The 17554-nt window shown below is 70.5% G+C and carries 13 protein-coding genes and 1 tRNA gene; 10 read left to right on the forward strand and 4 right to left on the reverse strand.

The features are described 5' to 3' along the window. Positions 1 to 3 precede the first annotated feature (3 nt). Complete coding sequence (locus IE173_RS08465) at positions 4 to 1122, forward strand: acetamidase/formamidase family protein (RefSeq protein ID WP_191283002.1); 1119 nt, start codon at positions 4 to 6, stop codon at positions 1120 to 1122. Beyond that, positions 1119 to 2255 carry an amidase family protein gene (locus IE173_RS08470; protein ID WP_191283003.1) on the forward strand — a complete coding sequence of 379 codons (1137 nt, stop codon included), beginning with the start codon at positions 1119 to 1121 and terminating at the stop codon, positions 2253 to 2255. The genes IE173_RS08465 and IE173_RS08470 overlap by 4 nt, the downstream gene beginning before the upstream one ends. On the opposite strand, the gene IE173_RS08475 is transcribed toward IE173_RS08470, so the two are convergent. Next, on the reverse strand, positions 2252 to 2734 hold the full coding sequence (locus IE173_RS08475) for a GNAT family N-acetyltransferase (protein WP_191283004.1): 483 nt from the start codon (positions 2732 to 2734) through the stop codon (positions 2252 to 2254). The genes IE173_RS08470 and IE173_RS08475 overlap by 4 nt on opposite strands. A 46-nt stretch (positions 2735 to 2780) precedes the next feature. Between IE173_RS08475 and IE173_RS08480 the strand changes: the two genes are divergently transcribed. Genes IE173_RS08480 through IE173_RS08490 form a run of 3 tightly spaced genes read left to right on the forward strand, consistent with a single transcriptional unit; the run spans position 2781 to position 5689 of the window. Beyond that, a complete protein-coding gene (locus IE173_RS08480; RefSeq protein ID WP_308433091.1) occupies positions 2781 to 3998 on the forward strand; it encodes a pyridoxal-phosphate-dependent aminotransferase family protein in 1218 nt (405 codons plus the stop codon). Next, positions 3995 to 5212: a Zn-dependent hydrolase gene (locus IE173_RS08485; RefSeq protein ID WP_191283005.1), complete on the forward strand. Its 1218-nt coding sequence runs from the start codon at positions 3995 to 3997 to the stop codon at positions 5210 to 5212. The genes IE173_RS08480 and IE173_RS08485 overlap by 4 nt, the downstream gene beginning before the upstream one ends. Positions 5213 to 5215: 3 nt before the next feature. Next, the gene (locus IE173_RS08490; RefSeq protein ID WP_191283006.1) at positions 5216 to 5689 is read left to right on the forward strand and encodes a GNAT family N-acetyltransferase; all 474 of its coding nucleotides are present in this window, start codon (positions 5216 to 5218) and stop codon (positions 5687 to 5689) included. 81 nt (positions 5690 to 5770) lie between these two features. On the opposite strand, the gene IE173_RS08495 is transcribed toward IE173_RS08490, so the two are convergent. Further along, positions 5771 to 6754 carry a phosphotransferase gene (locus tag IE173_RS08495; protein ID WP_191283007.1) on the reverse strand — a complete coding sequence of 328 codons (984 nt, stop codon included), beginning with the start codon at positions 6752 to 6754 and terminating at the stop codon, positions 5771 to 5773. A 34-nt stretch (positions 6755 to 6788) separates the two neighbouring features. Between IE173_RS08495 and nudC the strand changes: the two genes are divergently transcribed. Both nudC and IE173_RS08505 read left to right on the forward strand, forming a co-directional pair. Then, entirely contained in the window at positions 6789 to 7757 is a 969-nt protein-coding gene (nudC, locus tag IE173_RS08500) for an NAD(+) diphosphatase (RefSeq protein WP_191283008.1), read from the forward strand. Further along, positions 7754 to 9457 carry an ATP-dependent helicase gene (locus tag IE173_RS08505; protein WP_191283009.1) on the forward strand — a complete coding sequence of 568 codons (1704 nt, stop codon included), beginning with the start codon at positions 7754 to 7756 and terminating at the stop codon, positions 9455 to 9457. Before nudC ends, IE173_RS08505 begins: the two co-directional genes overlap by 4 nt. An 884-nt stretch (positions 9458 to 10341) precedes the next feature. On the opposite strand, the gene IE173_RS08510 is transcribed toward IE173_RS08505, so the two are convergent. Next, positions 10342 to 11580 (reverse strand): alkaline phosphatase PhoX, encoded by a 1239-nt coding sequence (locus IE173_RS08510; protein ID WP_229841977.1) that lies wholly within the window; start codon positions 11578 to 11580, stop codon positions 10342 to 10344. A gap of 120 nt (positions 11581 to 11700) precedes the next feature. Then, a complete protein-coding gene (locus IE173_RS08515; RefSeq protein ID WP_191283010.1) occupies positions 11701 to 13086 on the reverse strand; it encodes a zinc-dependent metalloprotease in 1386 nt (461 codons plus the stop codon). A 76-nt stretch (positions 13087 to 13162) separates the two neighbouring features. Between IE173_RS08515 and IE173_RS08520 the strand changes: the two genes are divergently transcribed. The 3 genes from IE173_RS08520 (at position 13163) to IE173_RS08530 (ending at position 17406) form a co-directional block, all read left to right on the forward strand. Beyond that, positions 13163 to 14290: a YlbL family protein gene (locus tag IE173_RS08520; protein WP_229841978.1), complete on the forward strand. Its 1128-nt coding sequence runs from the start codon at positions 13163 to 13165 to the stop codon at positions 14288 to 14290. A 94-nt stretch (positions 14291 to 14384) separates the two neighbouring features. Beyond that, on the forward strand, positions 14385 to 17237 hold the full coding sequence (locus tag IE173_RS08525; protein WP_229841979.1) for a UPF0182 family membrane protein: 2853 nt from the start codon (positions 14385 to 14387) through the stop codon (positions 17235 to 17237). Between the two features lie 95 nt (positions 17238 to 17332). Next, positions 17333 to 17406 (forward strand) — tRNA-Met (locus IE173_RS08530). Positions 17407 to 17554: the final 148 nt, after the last annotated feature.

A 17554-nucleotide genomic window follows, 5' to 3' on the forward strand; every position in this document is an offset into this window, starting at 1 on the left:
GTGATGACCGCGATCCTCCAGCCCGGCGAAGGGCCGATGCGTGGCGTGTACCTGCCGGCTGACCCGGAGACGGTGTTCTGGGGTCGACTGCCCTGCGCGTCCGACGCACCCGTGCTCGAGGTCGACCCCGGCGTCGAGGTCACGATCGACACGATCAGCCACGAGGGGGTGCTCGACGATCAGGGATCCGACCCGATCGCGTTCTTCGCGGCGCACGGCGTCGCCCCCGACGATGTGCTTCGGGATGCCGTCGCCCTCACGACCACCCGGACGCGCAACCCGGACGACGGCCCGCACGTCGTCACCGGCCCGATCTTCGTGCGCGGGGCCCAGCCCGGCGACCTCCTCGCGATCGAGGTCGTCGAGCTGCTGCCGCGGGTGCCGTACGGCGTCATCTCCAACCGGCACGGCCGCGGCGCCCTCCCCGGAGAGTTCCCCCGCGGCGACGCCACCGTCAGCATCTTCGCGACCCTCGATGCCCCCGATGATCGGCTATCTGCCCAAGATCGTGCCTTCGAGACGCCAGATAGGCACGAAGTCGGGCAAACAGCATCCATACCGCTGCGAGAAGGCGCCGCCGAGCGGGTGCGCTTCCCGGCGAACCCGTTCCTCGGCACGATGGGGGTCGCCGTGCCGGGCGACGAGCGACCGCACTCGGTGCCACCGGGGATGCACGGCGGCAACATCGACATCAACCTGCTGACCGTCGGCAGCACCCTCTACCTGCCGGTGCTCGTGCCCGGCGCTCTCGCGTACGTCGGCGATCCGCACTTCGCGCAAGGCGACGGCGAGGTGGCACTCACCGCGATGGAGGCGTCGCTGCGCGCCACTCTGCGGTTCCGGATCGTGCCGGCCGACGACGACTTCGCGCCGTTCGTGCACCGGTACGGCCCCGTCGTCGAGACGCCCGAGTACTGGGTGCCGACCGGGCTCGACGAAGACCTCCGTGAGTCGATGAAGAAGGCCGTGCGCGCGGCCATCGCGTTCCTCGTCGGCGGGTACGACATGGATGAGGAGCACGCCTACGCGTACCTCTCCGCGGCGACCGACTTCGACATCTCGCAGGTCGTCGACCGCGTCACGGGTGTGCACGCGCGCATCAGGAAGAAGGACTTCGGATGAACTCGAGCGTCTGGCGTGAACTCGGCGCCCCCCTCGTGGCGGGAGCGCCGGAGGGTCCGCTCGCCGGCGAGACCGTCGCCGTGAAGGACCTCTACGAGATCGAAGGCTTCGCGGTCGGGGTCGGCAACCCGACGTTCCTCGCCGAGGCGACGCTCGAGGTCGGCACGGCACCCGCGGTGTCGCAGTTGCTCGAAGCCGGCGCCGACATCCAAGGCATCGCCCAGACCGACGAGTTCGCGTACTCGATCGCCGGAGCCAACCCGCACTACGGGCCTCCGCCGAACCCCGCCGTGCCCGGCGGCCTCCCGGGCGGCTCCTCGAGCGGACCCGCCTCCGCCGTCGCACTGGGCGAAGCGAGCATCGGCCTCGGCACCGACACCGCGGGATCGGTGCGGGTGCCCGCGTCCTACCAGGGCCTGTGGGGTCTGCGCACGACGCACGGTGCGGTGCCGCTCGCGGGTGTCTGGCCGCTCGCGCCGACGTTCGACACCGTCGGCTGGCTGACCCGCGACGCCGCCACCTTGCACCGCGTCGTCGAAGTCGCCCTCGGCCACACCACCGTCGACCCGGGCGGCTTCGTCGTCGACCCCGGTCTCGTCGCGCTGGCCGAACCGGGAGTGCGCGAGGCGTTCGCGCGCGCCATCGAGGGCCTCGATGTCGAGGAGATCGACCTCGGCGACCCGACCGCGATGTTCGAGGCGTTCCGGGTGACGCAGGCCGCCGAAGCATGGGATTCCGACGGCGGCTGGGTCGCGGGACATCCGGATGCCGTGGGCCCCGGCACGAAGGAACGTTTCGAATTCGCGGCGACGGTCACCGCGCAGCAGGAGGCCGAAGCCCGAGCGGCCCTCGCCGCCCACCGCGAGCGCCTCGACGGCATCCTCGGCGACCGGGTGCTGCTCGTGCCGTCGGCATCCTCGGCCGCCCCGTCAGTCGACGCGTCCGCGGAGGTTCTGGATGCCGTGCGCGGCGCGACCCTGCGCCTCACCGCGATCGCCGGCATCACCGGTCGGCCCGGCCTCTCGGTTCCGGTGCTGGAGGTGCCCGAGCCGGTGGGCCTCTGCCTCGTCGGCCCACGCGGCAGCGATCTCGCCCTCGTCGACCTCGCGGCACTCTTCGCCGGAAGAGGCTAGGCCGAGAGCTGCTTCACGTAGCGCCGGCAGGGCACCTCGATGGTGCCGTCGGGGGCGTCGGTGGTGTAGCTGAACTCTCCGCCGTCGCTCCAGCCGTTGCGCTCGTAGAACCGTCGGGCCCGGGCGTTCGTCGCTACGACGGCGAGCCACGCACCCGGGTGGCCCGCCGCGGCGATCTGCTGTTCGCCCGCCCGCAGCAGGGCGTCGGCGATCCCGGCCCCGCGGGCGGCGGCATCCACGAACAGCTGGTCGATCTCGTCGTCGCGCACCGCGACGAACCCGACCGTCGATCCGTCGAGCACGGCGAGCGTCGCGTTCGGATGGAGGGCCGCCGAGCGCTGCACGAAGTTCTCGGGGGTGCGCATCCGCACCAGTTCGTCGGGCACGCCGCCGAGATGCCCGTCGCGCCAGGCCGGCCCCCAGATCTCGGCGATGCGGGGGATGTCGGCCTCAGTCGCCGCTCGCAGTTCGAGTGCCATTACCCCACGTTATCCGCGCGAAACGCCGGGGTGGCATCCTGAGGGGGTGACCGCGAACCAGATCGACCCGCCCGCCCGACTGCTGATGGGGCCGGGGCCGATCACCGCGGATCCCCGGGTTCTGCGGGCGATGTCCGCCCAGCTCGTCGGGCAGTACGACCCGGCGATGACGGGCTACATGGCCGAGACGCAGGAGCTGTTCCGCGGGGTGTTCCAGACCCGCAACGCCGCGACGCTGCTCGTCGATGGCACCGCCCGGGCGGGTATCGAGGCGGTCTTCGTGTCGCTGCTCGAACCGGGCGACAAGGTGCTCGTGCCGGTCTTCGGGCGCTTCGGGAGCCTGCTGCGCGAGATCGCGGAACGCTGCGGCGCCGAGGTTCACGTCATCGAACGCGAGTGGGGCACGGTGTTCACGCCCGCCGAGATCGAGAAGGCGCTCAGCACGGTGAAGCCGAAGCTGCTCGCCATCGTGCACGGCGACACCAGCACCACCGTCGCCCAGCCGCTCGACGAGCTCGGGGCGCTCGCCGCGAAGCACGGCGCTCTGCTCTACACCGACGTGACGGCCAGTCTCGGCGGCAACACCTTCCTCGCCGACGCGTGGGGGGTGGATGCCGCCACCGCCGGGCTGCAGAAGTGCCTCGCCGGGTCGTCCGGGTCGTCGCCGATCACCCTCTCCGACCGGGCCGTCGCGATCATCGAGGCGCGCAAGTCGGTGGAGGCGGGCATCCGCACCGAAGGCGATCCGGTGCTCGCCGCGCCGATCCGCAGCAACTACTTCGACCTCGCGCAGATCCTCGACTACTGGGGGCCGAAGCGCCTGAACCACCACACCGAGGCGACGACGATGCTCTACGGCGCGCGGGAGTGCGCCCGCATCCTGCTCGAGGAGGGCGTCGAGAACGCCGTCGAGCGCCACCGTGTGCACGGCGCCGCGATGACCGCGGGACTCGTCGCCACCGGGTTGAAGCTGTTCGGCGACCAGAGCGTGCGCATGAACAACGTCATCGGCGTGCACATCCCCGACGGGGTCGACCCCGACGGCGTGCGGGCGACTCTGATGGCCGATTACGGCATCGAGATCGGCACCTCGTTCGGGCCCTTGCACGGCAAGGTGTGGCGCGTCGGCGTGATGGGCTACAACGCGCGCAAGGATGCCGTGCTCACCACCCTCGCCGCGCTCGAGCAGGTCCTGCGGCGGGCGGGCGCGAAGGTGGCGGCGGGTGCGGGCACCGACGCGGCGCTCGAGAGTTACGGGTTGTGACCGCCGCCCGCGTCCTCGCTCGCGCCGACGAACTGAGCCTCCACTCGGCGTGGGATGACGGCATCCTGCGCGCCTACCTCACGCCCGAGCAGTCCCGGGTGAACGCGATCGCCGCCGCGTGGATGCGCGAAGCCGGGCTGCGCTCCTGGCCCGACGAGGCGGCCAACGTGTGCGGGCGGCGACAGATCGACGACGACGAGCGGCCCGCGCTGCTGCTGGGTTCCCACCTCGACACCGTGCCCGGCGCGGGGCGCTACGACGGCATCCTCGGTGTTCTGGTCGCGATCGAGGTGGCCGACCGGCTGCGGGATGCCGAGCTGCCGTTCGCCCTCGAAGTCGTCGCGTTCGGCGACGAGGAGGGCACGCGGTTCGGCACGACGCTGCTCGGGTCGCGTGCGCTCGCCGGCGGGTGGCAGGATGCCTGGCTCGACCTGCACGATGCCGATGGCGTCTCGCTGCGGGAGGCGGCGACGACGTTCGGGCTCATCCCCGAGAACATCGGCGCCGCGGCACGGCCGCCGGGGTCGCTCGTCGGCTACCTGGAATGCCACATCGAGCAGGGTCCGCGGCTCGAGGATCTCGACCGCGCCCTCGGCGTCGTCACGACGATCGCGGCGGCGGAGCGGCGGATGATCTCGTTCCGCGGCGAGGCCCGGCACTCGGCGACCCCGTGGGAGTTGCGGCACGACGCCCTGCTCGGCGCCAGCGAGGGCATCGTCGCGGTCGAACGCATCGCGCGTGACCAGGGCAGCCACGCAACGGTCGGCCGCATCCGGGTGGAGCCCGACGCCGTCAACGTCATCCCCGGGTTCGCGGAGTTCAGCCTCGACCTGCGCGACGCCACCGCGAACCGCCGCGACGCCACCTGGGGTCTCATCCGACACGAGCTGCAGCACATCGCTGTGCACCGCGGCCTCGACCTGGAGTTCGCCTCGACCCACATCGCCCCCGAGGCGCCGTGTGCCCCGCACCTGCGGGAGGCGATCGCCGCCGGCATCCGCACCACCGGCGACGAGAGCCCGATCGATCTGGTGAGCATCGCCGGACACGACGCGATGGCCGTCGCCGACCTCACCGACATCGGGATGCTGTTCGTGCGCTGCGCGGGCGGCATCAGCCACCACGCCGACGAGTCGGTGCGCGAGGATGACGTCGCCCTCGCGATCGACGCCCTCGAAGCCGCCGTGCGGCATCTGGCAACCGAGCTGGTCTGAGCCGTGATCACTGTCCGCCCCGCCGTCCCCGACGACGCGGAAAGGATCGCTGACATCCGCCTGACCGGCTGGCGCGAGACCTACGCCCACCTGCTGAGCGCGGGTTTCCTCGAGCAGATGACTTCGAACCCCGCTCGAATCCGCGCGTCGATAGAGAACGGCACCCCGGTCGTCGTGGCTGAAATCGACGGGGATGTCGTCGGCTTCGCGTGCGCGTCGACACCCTTCGAGGACGAACCCGATCCTCCGCGCGACCTCCAACTGTGGTTCATCTACCAGTACGCCCGCGCCCACGGCTCGGGCACCGGTCAGGCGCTGCTCGACGCCGTCGTCAGCGACCGCCCGGCATTCCTCTGGGTCGCCGAGGGCAACCCGAGGGCGATTGCCTTCTATCGCCGTAACGGCTTCACCCTCGACGGCACCCGCAAGGTCGCTCCCGACTGGGAGAACCTCGCCGAAATCCGCATGGTGCGTTGAGGGGTTTGCTCCGCCGAATCCGCCCTACTCCGCGAGATTCTTGCGGAGCAACGCGGATTCGGCGGAGCAACTTGCTGCGACTCAGCGAAGACGCGACGTGCGCTCGAGCAACGCTTCGACTTCGGTGACCCCCAACGGCACCTGAGGCCCGCCGATCGGGTTCATGAGGTCGCGCTGCGTTTCGTCGACGAGGGCGGAGAGCATCCCGACGGCGTCGTCGACGACCTCGGTGGAGCGGGTCTCGGTGCCGTGCAGCAGCCACTTCGCCACTTCGAGTTCGGAGAGCAGCGACGCGCGCTGCCGCAGCTGCCGGTCGACGGCTCCGCGCACGCGGGAGTAGGCGGCGAACGCGGAGTCGGCGACGTCGAGTGAGGCGCCGGCGAGCCACTGCAGATCGGCGGCGGGGTCGCCGACGCGGAGGGCGTGCCAGCCGAGCATCCCGGTGACGTCGTCGTTGGCCGACAGGAACGAGTCCGAGCTGAGCGCCCCGTTGATGACGGCGGGGGTGAACTGCCAGAGGGTCGCTTCTTCGCTCGCGCGCTCCCAGCGGCTGAGCAGTGCGGCGGGCACGAGCCCGGTGGCGGCGGCGCGGTCCATGACGGCGACGACGGCGCGCAGCGATTCGACGGGGGATTGCGCGGGCAGCCCGGCGTCGATGACGACGTTGGGCGGCAGGGCGTGGATGGCGGCGACGGCCGATCCGATGGATGCCGCCAGCTCGATGGTCATCGAACCCAGCGGCACCTTGGAGCCGTAGACGAACTCCGAGACGACGGCGCGGGTGCCGTCGATGGGCACCTGCCCGGCGAAGGTGGAGACGGTGAACGGCAGCCGGGCCCGCACGCCGGCGCTGAGGGCGCGCAGCGCGATGAGGTCGGCGGACTGCTCCTGCTCCGCGCGTTCGCTGCGGGGCACGCGGATCACCCAGTGCCGGCCGTCGCGTCCGGTGAGGAGGGCGGCGTCGAAGTCGCCGCCGGGGGAGCCGAAGCTCTGGGCGCCGACGAGGTCCAGGTCCGCCACGGCGGACGTTGCGAGCGCCGCTAGAGTGAGATGGGATCTGGCCATGTCCACAGGGTAGGTCGGGCCGAAGGGAGTCCGGATGTCCGACACTCCCGCTCTCAGTAGCTTCTCGTCGCGGCTGCCGCTGTCACGGGCGGCCCTCGATCGCGACCATCTGAGCCGAGCGGGTGGCATCGACGCACTGCTCGACGATGCCCGCACCCGCGCGATCGTGTTGCACGAGGGACGCGCGCTGCTCGCCACTCCGACGACGCTCGCGATCCTGCCGCCGTCGGTGGTGCCGCAGGCGGCGCTCGCGGTGTACCTGGGACGCACGACGACTGCCGCCGCCGATCTGCCGCAGGGCACCCCGATCGTCGCGCTCGCCGTCGACTCCACCGACGGCTTCGACGAACTCGACGACATCCCCGCCGGGCCGGCACAGTGGGGCGACCTGCGCCGCATCGGGGCGCGGCTCGACGAACGCGACGCCGGCCTGTTCACGCAGGCGCTCGCCATCCTGAACTGGCACACCGTCTCGCGGTTCTCGCCGGTCGCCGGGGTCGAGACCCAGCCCGCGCAGGCCGGATGGGTGCGTCGCGATGAGACCGGCAAGGAGTTCTTCCCGCGCACCGACGCCGCGGTGATCGTCGGGGTGCTGGATGACGACGACCGGCTGCTGCTCGGATCGAACGCGTCGTGGGAGGCGAACCGCTTCTCGCTGCTCGCCGGATTCGTCGAACCGGGGGAGTCGCTCGAGGCCGCCGTCATCCGCGAGGTGTTCGAGGAGTCGGGGGTGCGGGTGGAACATCCGCAGTACCTCGGCAGTCAGCCCTGGCCGTTCCCGGCATCGCTCATGGTCGGGTTCGAGGCGCGCGTCGCGCCCGGCGCTGACACGACGGGTCGCCCCGACGGCGAGGAGATCATCGCGCAGCGCTGGTTCAGCCGCGCCGAACTCACCGCCGCGGTCGAGGCCGGCGAGGTGCTGCTGCCCGGCCCGACGTCGATCGCGCGGGCGATCATCGAGCACTGGTACGGGGGCGAGATCGCCGACGGGTCGAGGGCATGAGCACCAGCGACATCCTCGACGGTCTCGACGCCGAACAACGGCACGCCGCCGAGACGCTGCTCGGCCCGGTCTGCATCCTCGCGGGAGCGGGCACCGGCAAGACCCGGGCGATCACCCACCGCATCGCGCACGGCATCCAGGAGGGCGTCTACTCGCCCGGCACCCTGCTCGCCCTCACGTTCACCTCGAAGGCGGCGGGGGAGCTGCGGCACCGGCTGCGGGTGCTCGGCGCCCCGGGGGCGGTGGTGCGCACCTTCCACGCCGAGGCGCTCGCGCAGCTCGGCTACTTCTGGCCCGACCTGGTCGGCGGTTCGGCGCCCCGCCTGCTCGACAACAAGTCGCGCTACATCGTCGAAGCGGCGGAACGCGCGAAGATGCGGCTCGGCCCGGGCGCGGTGCGGGATGTCGCGGGCGAGATCGAGTGGCGCAAGACCTCCGAGTTGAGCATCGAGGGTTACGTGACGGCGGCGCGCGGGCGACCGCTGCCGCGAGGGCTGGATGCCGACGCGGTCGCGGAGGTGCAGCAGCAGTACGAAGAGCTCAAGGATGAGCGCCGCCGCATCGACTTCGAGGACGTGCTGCTCGTCGCCTGCGGGATGCTCGACTCGGAGCCGATCGCCCGCGAGCGGGTGCGCACCCAGTACCGGCACTTCGTGGTCGACGAGTTCCAGGATGTCTCGCCGCTGCAGCATCGGCTGCTGAAGCTGTGGCTCGGCGATCGCACCGACCTGTGCGTCGTCGGCGACGCCAACCAGACGATCTACACCTTCGCGGGAGCGTCGAGCGCCTACCTGCTGGGCTTCGAGCGCGACCATCCGGGTGCCGAGATCGTGCGGCTGGAACGCAACTACCGGTCGGCCCCGCAGGTGCTCGACCTCGCCAACCGGCTGATGCGCGGCCGGCCCGGAGCCCTCGACCTGCGGGCGGCGACCGCCGTGCGCGGGGTGGTGTCCGAGCCGATCGCCTACGACGACGATGCCGCCGAGGCCGCGGGCGTCGCCGAGGCGGTCGTCGCCGAACTCGCCGCCGGAACGGCGCCGGAGCAGATCGCCGTGCTGCATCGCGTCAACGACCAGGCGCGTGCCTTCGAGGATGCCCTCGGCGCACGCGGCATCGTCACGCGATCGCTCGCCGGCACGCCGTTCTTCGAGATCCCGGCGGTGCGCAAACTCACCTCGGCCCTCGCGGTGCAGGCGCAGCGCTTTCCCGACGATCCCGTGCGCGGCTTCGTGGCCGACACCGCCCGGGCGGCCGGGTGGACGGTCGACCGTTCGCACTCGCGACTCGCCCCGCAGGACTGGGCGGGGCTCGACGCGATCGTGCGGTTCGCCGAAGCCACACCCGAGGACGTGACGCTCGCCCGGTTCGCGGCCGAACTCGACGACCGCGAGCAGGCCAAGGGCGAGCTGCCGATGAGCGCCGTCGTGCTCGGCACGCTGCACTCGGCGAAGGGCCTCGAGTGGGAGTCGGTCTACCTCGTCGGCCTCGCCGAGGGGCTGCTGCCGGTGTCGCACGCCCGCGGCGAAGCGGCCGTCGACGAGGAACGCCGCCTGTTCTACGTCGGCATCACACGGGCGCGCCGACGGCTGACGCTGTCGTGGGCGCGGCGCGGTCAGCGTGATCGGGAACGGCAGCCCAGTCGGTTCCTACAGGAACTGCGCACCGGCAGTCGGGATGCCGCCCCCACTCGCGCGCGCTGACCGCACCGTCGCCGTCGAGCCGCCACGACATCCCGCTGTCGTCATCGTGGTGGTTCGCATCGAGCCGGGCCAGCACCCTGCGGGTCACGAACGTCGCCGCCTCGGCCACCTCGAGCGCGCCCGCTTCGCGAGCCGCCCGCCCGAGCAGCTGCGTCGCGATCGCCAGCCACGCCGGATCGGCGTCGACCCGGGCGAGGTGCACGCAGTACAGGCACGGCCCGGCCCCCGGCTCGACGAACGGCCCCACCGTGATCGCCCGTTCCCCCACGACGACCGGAAGATGCGGCACATCCCGGTTCAGCCACCGCAGGTGATCCGCCGGCGCCACGACCCAATCCGCCACCAGCACGACGACCGCCGCATCCTCTGGCGACCCCAACGCCCTCGAGGCCGACAACAGTGCCGCGACCGACCGCGCCAGCGCCGATTCCCCCAGAACCGCGGCGACCCGCGACGGCGCCTCCCCCTCGCGCTCAAGAACCGGCGCCAACACCTCAAGGAGAGCTTGGGACCGATCGGCGGAAACCCCCAGCGACTCGGCCAGCATCGCGAACCCCGTCTCCGAGATCCCGGCAGCGAGCGTCGCGATCAACCGATCCTCCCCCTCCGAAACCTCGGAGAGGACGGCCGCAGGCTCGTCCGACCCGAACTGCACGCTCGTCGGCGAGCGCCACAACAGCGGCCACCGCGAGTCGAGACGCAACACCATGCCCGCCAGAATGCCAACCCGGGGTGACCCGCACCGGACGTCATCCACAGGAGTGGGGGGAAGCGATCTCCGAGTGAATCGGGGTAGGGGTCCCCGCTCTCTTCACTCGGAGGTCGCTTCCCCCCCACTCCGACCCCGAGTTACCGGGGGCGCGGGGCGCCCGTCCCTCCTACCTCTAGCGCTGCGTGATCGTCCAGGTGCCGTCGGCCTGCGCCTTGTCGGGGTGCTGCACGTTGAGGAACAGCGTCTTCGGGTCCTTGCCGAAGTAGATCCCCGAGATCTCTGCGCCGGTGTCCTTCAGCGACGCGAACTGCTCGACCGAGTCGGCGGCTCCGTCGTGGTCGGTGTCGCGGCCCGCGACCCAGACATCCGAGAGGTAGTTGTCCTCGACGATCCACAGGCGCCCGTCGGGGCCCTGTGCGAGGTTGTCGGGGTTGTTGAATCCGGTGACACCGGCCGCCGCATTCTCAAGGGGAACGTTGCTTCCGGCTTGCACGAAGCTCGACAGCGTGTTGCGGTTGAGGTCGATGGCCACGACCCGGTCTTCCGTCGTGTTGGCGACATAGAGGGTGCTGCCGATCACCTCGACATCTTCGGGGCGACCGAACTCGGTCGCGGCGACGGCGTTGGCCGCAGCATCCGTGTCGACCACGACCTGGTCCATGTCCAGCGCGACCCACTCGAAGGCGCCGACCTTGTCGTTGACCGTGGCGGCGTTCCACGTCTGAGCTGCGTCGGCGAGGCCGGTGAGCTTGAGGGCGTAGAGCTGGCCGTCCGAGAGGTCGCCTCGCGTCGTGGGCACGAACTTGTAGATCGACCCACCGTTGAGCTCATCGATGACGAAGACGGTGCCATCGGCGAGCGCCTCGATGCCTTCGTGGCGCATGACGCCCACCTCGGCGCGGGTCTCGACCTTGACGATCGTCGTCGGGTCCTTCGGGTCGAGGAAGGCTTCGAACAGGTGTCCGCCGGCGGTCTCCTCGGCAAACAGGATCGTGCCCCACGGGGTCCAGCGCAACCCGTCGAGGCGGCGCCAGCTCGGGTCCTGCGCGATGACCTTCGCCTCGCCCGTCTGGAGGTCGATGACCGAAAGCGAGCCGTTGGTGCCGACCTCGTGCGTGCGGTACAGGTAGCGGCCCGCCTTCGGGCCGGTCTCGTTGACGGTGTTCATGTCGGTGAGGTCGTCGACGCCGCCGCCGTAGATGTCGAGCGTCGTCTCATCCACGAGAAGCTGCTGGGTGTAGCCCTGGGGGATCACGAACGGCTGCGTCCAGTCGGCCGTCGCGTCGGCATACGGGGTTCCGTCGATGGGATCGAATCCCATCGGACCATTGGCGGCGTGGCCGGCCGCGGCCGGCATGAGTCCGAACGCCGTCGCGCAGATGGCGGCGCCGGCGAAGATGCGAATACGCACGAAGAGTCTCCTCAACTAGTGGGTTGCTGGAGCCGGCAACGCTAGTGAGCGCGCGTAACGCAGAGGTGACGGGTGGTGGCCGGTCACCGGCTGCTCAGTGAACGACCGGTGGCCGACCGCTCAACCCGCGGGTTCGGAGGGGCGGTCGCCGGAGTCGTCGGCGAGGAGGTCTTCCAAGGCACGGTCGACGTCGTCGGGCTCGGACGCGCCGCCGGAGACGCGGGCGACGAGGGCTGCCGGGTCGTCGATGTCGGATTCGCCGGGAACGACGTCGGGGTGCGACCACAGCGCGTCGCGTCCTTCGGCGCCGACGGCGTCGTGCACGGCCTGCCACATCGCGGCGGCCTCGCGCAGGCGTCGGGGCCGTAGTTCGAGTCCGACGAGGGTCGAGAACGCCGACTCGGCGGGGCCGCCCGCCGCGCGCCGCCGGCACACGGTCTCGGCGATGGCGAGAGCGTGCGGAAGCCGCGTCGTGGCGGCGGCGGTGACGACATCCACCCACCCTTCGATGAGGGCGAGCATCGTCTCGAGCCGGGCGAGGGCGGCGAGCTGCTCGTCGCTCTTCGGCGGGATGAGCGCACCGGACGTGACGGCGGCGCGCAGCTCCTCGGGGTTCTGCGGGTCGAAGTCGGCGGCGAGCTCTTCGAGGCGCGAGGTGTCGATGTGGATGCCGCGGGCGAAGTCGGTGATCTGGGTGAGCAGATGCAGCCGCAGCCATTTGGCGTGCCGGAACAGGCGGGCGTGGGCGAGTTCGCGCACGGCGAGGTAGAGCCGGATCTCGTCGATCGGGATGTCGAGGCCGGCACCGAAGGCGTCGGCGTTCTGCGGCACGAGGGCGGCCTGCTTGGTGTCGCCGTCGAGCAGGGGGATGCCGACATCCCCGCCGGAGACGGCTTCGCCGGCGAGCTGCCCGACGACCTGACCGAGCTGCATCGCGAACAGGGTGCCGCCGATGTTGCGCATCAGTTTGCCGGCTCCGCCGAGCATGCCGCCGAGCTCTTCGGGGGCCTGGTCTTCGAGCACCTCGGTGAGGGCGTCGGCGATCGAGTTGGCGACGGGTTCGGCGAGCTGGGTCCACACCGGCATGGTGGCTTCGGCCCATCCGGCGCGGGTGAGCAGCACCGGTTCGGTCGTGAGGGTGCTGATCGCGGTGGCCTCGTCGAGCCAGAGCGCGGCGACGTGCAGCGCCTGCTCCATCGAGCTGCGTTCGGCAGGGGTGGCGGGAACGGCGGACCGGGCGGCGAGCGCGCGCGCCTGTTCGGTGGCGAGACCCCAGTTGATGCCGTCGCCGCTGTTCTGCAACGCCTGCTGCAGTTGCCCGATGAGCCGCTTCACCATCTCGGGGTCGTCGGGCAGACCGGCGGCGCTCGCCAGCTTCGCCGGGTCGAGGTCGGTGTTGCCGGCGAGGAAGTCGCGCAGCATGTCGCGGAACTCCTCGCTGCCGTCGTCGCCGCTGCCGTCTTCACCCCCATCGGGGTCGCGGTCGGCGGGCGGGTTATCGGCCATGACGACTACGCTAGCCCGAGCATCTCGGCTTGGCCCGGCTCTCATCTGCGCCCCAAGCGAACACGAAGGATGGCCGGTGTCACTGTCTGATCTGCTCGCGGCCGAGCGCCCTCCCCGGGAGCGGCCGCCGGCATCCGATGTCGCGCCGTGGACCACCTACCTCGGGTTCGGGCTGCTGATCGCCGCGGTCGTCGGCACGGTGCTGTTCGCGACCGCTCCGTCGCCGTATGTCGTCGAGCGGCCGGGCCCGGTGTACGACACCCTCGGCGAGGTCGACGGGTCGAGCGGTGAGCCGGTGCCGCTCATCGAGATCCCCGATGAGACCACCTACCCGACCTCGGGGCAACTCGACCTGCTCACGGTGTACGTCGACGGGTCGCGCGAGAACCCGCTGTCGTGGCTCGAGGTGGCGCAGGCCTGGTTCGACCCGAGTCGCACGGTGCTGCCGATCGACCTCGTGTACCCGGATGGGCAGACCGAAGAGGAGTCGGACGAGGAGAGCGCGGCGGCGATGGACACGTCGCAGCAGGATGCCGTCGCGGCGGCGCTGACGGAGCTCGGCATCGCCTACGGCAGCGTCCTGACGGTAGGTGGGGTCATCGAGGGCACGCCGGCCGAGGGGGTGCTCGAAGAGGGTGACGAGATCCTCACGGCGGGCGGCGCCGAGGTGGCGGATGTCGACGGCTTGCGTGCCGCGCTCGCCGCAGCGGGCGTCGGCACCGACATCGAGTTGGGCGTCCGGCGCGGATCCGAGGAACTGACGCTCGTGCTCGCTCCCGTCGCGTCTGAGCAGGACGGCTCGGCCGTCATCGGCGTCTACGTATCGGCGGTGTACGACTTCCCGATCGAGGTGCGCATCCAGCTCGAGAACGTCGGCGGCCCGAGTGCGGGCATGATGTTCGCCCTCGGCATCTACGACAAGCTGACGCGCGGCGAGCTCACCGGGGGCGAGCACATCGCCGGAACGGGCACGATCGGCGGCGGTGGCCAGGTGGGGGCGATCGGCGGGATCGTGCAGAAGATGTACGGAGCCCGGGATGCCGGCGCCGACTGGTTCCTCGCCCCGCAGTCGAACTGCGCCGACGTGGTCGGGCACATCCCGTCGGGGATCGAGGTGTTCGCGGTCGCCGACCTCGACGACGCGATCGACGCGGTCGAGGCGATCGCCGACGACGACACCGCCGGGTTGGCGCGCTGCGGCTGAGTACCCCGGGGCTGAGTTCGCCCAGGGCTGAGCTTCGCCCGACTCGGGTCGCCACAGTCGCCACGTAAGCTTTCGGTGATCGAAGGAGCCGACGTTGTCGACGACCCGCCCCGCCGCCCCGCCCGCCCGTAGCCGCACCCGAGCCGCCGTCGCCATCGCGGCAGCGATCGTCGCTGTGCTGGTGATCGCGTTCTTCGTGTTCTCCGGCTTCTACAGCGACGTGCTGTGGTTCGACCAGCTCGGCTTCCTCGGCGTGCTCACCACCCGCTGGGCGTCGCAGGCCGTCATGTTCGGCGTCGGGTTCGTCGCGATGGCGTTCATCGTGTGGCTGAGCATCGCCCTCGCCTTCCGAGCCCGCCCCGTCTACGCGAAGCTCAACTCGCAGCTCGACCGCTACCAGCAGGTCATCGAGCCGCTGCGCAAGGTCGCGATGATCGGCATCCCGCTCGTGCTCGGCCTGTTCATGGGCGTCTCGACGGCGACCCGCTGGGAGACGGTGCAGCAGTTCCTGTACCGCACCCCGTTCGGCGAGGTCGACGCGCAGTTCGGTCTCGACATCGCGTTCTACGTCTACGAGTTGCCGCTGTACCGCGGGGTCGTCGCCTATGCGTCCGCGGTCGTGCTGATCGCGGGTCTCGCCGCGCTCGCCACCTCGTACATCTACGGCGGCATCCAGGTGACCGGCCGCGAGGTGCGCATCACCCGCCGCGCGCGCATCCAGCTCGCGATCACCGCCGCGATCTACATCGCGCTGCAGGGGCTGAGCATCTGGCTCGACCAGTACGCGACGCTCACCGACCAGAAAGACATCCTCACCGGTGTCTCGTATGCCGACGACAACGCCCGCATCCCCGGGCTCACGATTCTCGCCGGCATCGCCGCGATCGTCGCGGTGCTGTGCATCGTGACGGCGATCATCGGCCGCTGGCGGTTGCCGCTCATCGGCACCGCACTGCTCATCATCGCGGGCCTCGTCGTCGGGTCGATCTACCCGGCGATCGTCGATCGGCTGCAAGTGCAGCCGAGCGCCGGCCAGCTCGAAGCGCCCTACATCGAGCGCAACATCGATGCGACCCGTCAGGCATACGGGATCGCCGACGTCGACGTGCAGCAGTACGACGCCCAGTCGGTGGCCGAGCCCGGTGCCTTGCGCGAAGATGCCGAAACGACCGCGAACATCCGCATTCTCGACCCGGCTCGGGTCTCGCCGACCTTCGCGCAGCTGGAACGCGTGCGCCAGTATTACCAGTTCCAGTCGCACCTCGACGTCGACCGCTACACGATCGACGGAAACACCCAGGACACCGTCATCGCCGTGCGCGAACTCAATCAGGACGCGGACGACTCCTGGTACAACAACGCGCTCGTCTACACCCACGGCTATGGCGTCGTCGCGGCCTACGGCAACCAGCGTGACGCTCAGGGCCAGCCGCAGTTCCTCGAGTCGGGCATCCCCAGCACGGGCGAGCTGGGCGAATACGAGCCGCGGGTGTACTTCGGCGAGAACTCGCCGGCCTACTCGATCGTCGGCGGCCCCGAGGGCGCCGACGACGACATCGAGATCGACTACCCGTCGGGGTCGACCGAGAGCAACGCCTACACGACCTTCACCGGGGATGGCGGACCGCAACTCGGCGGCCTCTTCACCCGGTTGGTGTACGCGATCAAGTTCGGGGCCGAAGAGATCCTGCTCTCGGAGCAGGTCAACGACTCGTCGCAGATCCTCTACGACCGCAACCCGATCGACCGGGTCAAGAACGTCGCACCGTATCTGACCGTCGACAGCGACGCCTACCCCGCCGTGGTCGACGGTCGCATCCTCTGGATCGTCGACGGGTACACGACGACGGCGAGCTACCCGTACTCGCACGTCCAGTCGCTCTCGGGCGCGATCGTCGATTCGAACACTCCGGCTCAGCCGTACGCGATCGACGACATCAACTACATCCGCAACTCGGTGAAGGCCACGGTCGACGCCTACGACGGCACGGTGACGCTCTACGCCTGGGACGAGGAAGACCCGATCCTGAAGACCTGGGAGGCGATCTACCCCGGCACGATCACGCCGAAGAGCGAGATGAGCGACGAGCTGCTCGCCCACGTGCGCTACCCCGCCGACCTCTTCAAGGTGCAGCGTTCGGTGCTGGCCACGTACCACATCACCAACCCGATCGAGTTCTACTCCCGCACCGACGCGTGGACCACGCCCGACGACCCGACGGAGACCGCGACCGAGGTCGCGCAGCCGCCGTACTACCTGACAATGCAGCTACCGGGAACGGAAGCGCCGGCGTTCACGCTCTACTCGACCTACATCCCCCGCACCTCGGGCGAAAGCCAGAACATCCTCACCGGCTATCTGGCGGTCAACTCCGACGCGGGGGAGGACTACGGAAAGCTCACGCTGCTGACCCTGCCGAAGGACAACACCGTGCCCGCTCCCGGCCAGGTGCAGAACCAGTTCGACTCCGACCCCGTCGTCGGACGCGATCTCAACCTGCTCAGCCAGGGCGGCTCGGAGGTGCAGCTGGGCAACCTGTTGACCCTCCCCGTCGGCGGCGGTCTGCTCTATGTGCAGCCGGTGTACGTGCAGTCTTCGGGCGGCACGCAGTACCCCCTGTTGCGGAAGGTGCTGGTGGCGTTCGGCGACGAGATCGCCTTCGAGGACACGCTGGATGCGGCCCTCGACGCCCTGTTCGGCGGCGACTCGGGAGCGGATGCCGGGGACGGCGACGTGCCCACGGATCCGACCGACCCGACGGAGCCGACGGAGCCGACCGATCCGGGCACCCTGACCGAACTGCAGCAGGCGCTCGCGGACTACCAGACCGCGCTGGCTGCACGCGAAGCCGCGTACGCCCGCAACGACCTCGTCGCCGCGGCTCAAGCCGACGAAGACATGCAGGACGCGATCGAACGCGCCATCGCCGCAGCCGAAGCGGGTTGAGCTCCGGGTCGCTTTCGGTGGTCGAGTAGCGGCCGCCGAAGGCAGACGCGTGTCGAGACCCGGCCCCCTGCGCGTGCTAAGCTCGATCCTTGTGACGCGGGGTGGAGCAGTTCGGTAGCTCGCTGGGCTCATAACCCAGAGGTCGCAGGTTCAAATCCTGTCCCCGCAACAAGACGAAGGCCCCGGTCGTGGGCGGTTTCTAAGGGTCCTCGCAACACGTGATGGCCTATGTGGTTGTCAGTAGATCACGCAGACGCTCGGCTGGGGTATTCCAGCCGAGCGTTTTGCGTGGTCGGCCGTTGAGTTCCTGGGCGACG

It is taken from the genome of Pseudolysinimonas yzui (assembly GCF_014653215.1).
GTDB lineage: Bacteria > Actinomycetota > Actinomycetes > Actinomycetales > Microbacteriaceae > Pseudolysinimonas_A > Pseudolysinimonas_A yzui.